Annotated in this window: 3 protein-coding genes; all 3 read right to left on the bottom strand. The window is 34.2% G+C overall.

Annotation, left to right across the window (positions count from 1 at the left end):
* A partial coding sequence (locus tag GSY74_RS01390) for a hypothetical protein (protein ID WP_164663318.1) occupies positions 1-199 on the bottom strand: 199 nt, incomplete at its 3' end.
* A gap of 117 nt (positions 200-316) precedes the next feature.
* Positions 317-1,975: an AAA family ATPase gene (locus GSY74_RS01395; RefSeq protein WP_164663319.1), complete on the bottom strand. Its 1,659-nt coding sequence runs from the start codon at positions 1,973-1,975 to the stop codon at positions 317-319.
* 88 nt (positions 1,976-2,063) lie between these two features.
* Positions 2,064-2,807 (bottom strand): hypothetical protein (locus GSY74_RS01400; RefSeq protein WP_164663320.1); only part of this gene is annotated, 744 nt, incomplete at its 5' end.

Here is a 2,807-nt window from a genome sequence, read left to right on the forward strand (position 1 = left end):
CTTCTGCTTGAAGCTCTGTAACTCCACAGATACCATCTCTGTTCTCATCTTGACAGATATTGACCACTATAGATTGTGGAATTCCTACTAGATTTAGAATCTTCTGCAACAACTCTTTTGCCTCATCACTACTTCCCCCACCACAACTAGCCAATCCTAACATTGATACTATGCTTAGTATCCACAGAAACTTCTTCATACCTTACTCTCCTTATTATGTTGATAAGGTATTATAATAGCATAGCAACTTTATCCTCCTCCTTAACTTTTTGTTAACTGTTGATACTATTGTTTGTTAATAATATTTTACTGTATCCTATCCAACTTCCAAAAACTCCACCCCATCTTTTGACCCAATCAACAGATAGCTTCTAAGTTTAGGAATTGCCTTGACTTTATCAAGCTCCAGATACCCTTTGACCTGTTCTATCCCTTTTTCTTTTATGGAGTTGTAGCTATCTTTGTCTTTTTTCCATTTTAGTTCAAACAGATAGTTATTTGGAACTCTCTCATCTCTAGCAGAGAGTATAATATCAGGAATTTTTCTATCTTTTTCAGGCTGAGACTCTGTGAAATAGAACTCTGCAAAGCTCAAAAGTGAGAGAGCTATCACCTGAAAATGTTTCTCATTAAACCCTTGATGGTCACGATTTGAGAGGGTTTTTATCACCATGCTTAGTCGGTTTTTAAATGGCTCTATATCTCCAAGAGCCAAATCGAGCAAAAGCCTACCCATATCATCTGATATTTTTAGAGAGTTTCTTCTCTCTAGCTCTATCGTAAAGTAGTTAAAATAGAGAACTTTTATCACATAGTTGGGTATCTCAAATTTGTGCATCCCACCAAAGATTTCATCTTTTATGGTTATGAAGCCCATAGAGTAGATAAGTGTTATAAAATCGTCTGTACTAAACTCTCTGCCGAGGTCATATCTATCTTTTATGACTCCTGTCACCTCTCCTGTCTCTATTAACTCTTGTAATATTTTATAGTTTCTCTCACTATCTCCTATATTAAAAAGTTTCATTATCGCTCTGTAGTCACTTGCTACATTACTATCTAGCATCTTAGTTGGCATTTGACATTTATCAAAGTTGTACTCCGTGATAAAGTAGTTGAGTAGCGTTGAATTATAAATTCTATCCTCTGCTTCAGCATTGAACAGATAGCCGTTATACCAAGTTTTTATCTTCTCCAAAAGTTCATCTCTGTCTATATCTTTACAGCGTCTAAATATTGACTCTTCTAAACTATACTCTACCTCTTTTTGAGTAAATCCTGCCAAATCATTAAACTCTTTTCTGTAGGTGATATGTTTGACAATATTAAACCCAGAACTCAAACTATCAAGCGTGATTGGAGTGACACCTGTGATGAACATCTTCTGCACCGTTCCTGTCTGTGTTGCCCCTTTTATCGCCTCGTAAAAGCTTCGTACAAACCCACCTTTGCTCACTAGAACTCGCTCCCATCGCTCCTGCGTGGGAGTGTATATGAGCATTAAGGAGTTTTTAAACAGCTTGTGACTCTCATATGCGTATCCCACCGAGGACGGATGGGAACGAGCGAAACTCTCTCTGCTTATGTCATATCCATAACTATAGAAATATCTATAAATAGCTGATTTAATGCTGTCTTTAAACCCCTCATAGATAATCTCCATCCCACTATCTGTATTTATCCCTGAAAATTCAAAAAAGAGAATTCTATATGAGTTTTTCAGAGGTGTTGGCTTTTTACCAATATAGGTATCATGAAACATCACCTCAAACTCATCTCTGCTGTTTTCATCATAGTAGTATTGTAGAGTTGAGAGAAAGAGAGACTTACCAAATCTTCTTGGGCGTAAAAATATTACAAAATCTTCGTTTAAAGACTCTAAGTTTTTTATATATTTGGTTTTGTCTATATATAGATAGTCATTATTAATTTTTATTTTTCTAAAGTTGCTTTCACCATAAATTATCTTTTTCATTTTTTACCTTTGGAGGTGATTAGGGGTATTATAGCAGTTTGTTGGTGAAGAGTTAATAAGGAGTTGGTGAGCTATTTGCTCACCTTATTTATAGTTCAGCAGGATAGTCGGCTGGTTTTTCAAAATATAAAGTTTGATTATCAGTTTCATCTATAGTTCCATCATCCCCTCTATCAAATTCTTGTGTAATATACCAAGCTGTATCATCTTGACTATTAAGCGTCCAAAAGGTATGTCCATTTCCTTCTGGATTAAATTTGATTATTTTATTTTCTAATACAAAATCAAAAGTAATAGTTTCTCTATCTTCAACTGTACCATTTAACCTTACTTTAATATCATCAAATTTAAATGAGGTATCTGATATAAAAGTTGTTTTTGTATATTCTATATCTCCATCTTCTTCTGTGTGTGAACTATATAATACTTTATTTTGAAGCATCTCTTTTGTAAAACCATTATCCTCATCCTCTTGCACAATATCAACACAGTTTGATGTCACTTTCCATACTCTATTATCAACATCATCACTCCATACTTTATGAACATTAAACTCTGTATCACTTACCTTAGAAAATGTATCTGTTGAAGAGACCTGCTGACCATCAAGAAAATAATTTAATTTATCATTATTAATCTCATAAGTTAATTCAGAGGATGTTGTTCTATCTCCATCAAAATATGCAGTTATTTTATTATCACTAAAAATATAACAAGATTTTGGATATGTTGAACCCTCTCTATACTCTCCCCATGTTTTGTTATCAAGTGCTAGTTTCAGTTCAGATGTAGTATTAGTGTTCTCTGTAATAGTAGGAGTCACCGTAGCTTC

The sequence above is a fragment of the Sulfurovum sp. bin170 genome (assembly GCF_010892395.1).
Classification (GTDB): domain Bacteria; phylum Campylobacterota; class Campylobacteria; order Campylobacterales; family Sulfurovaceae; genus UBA1140.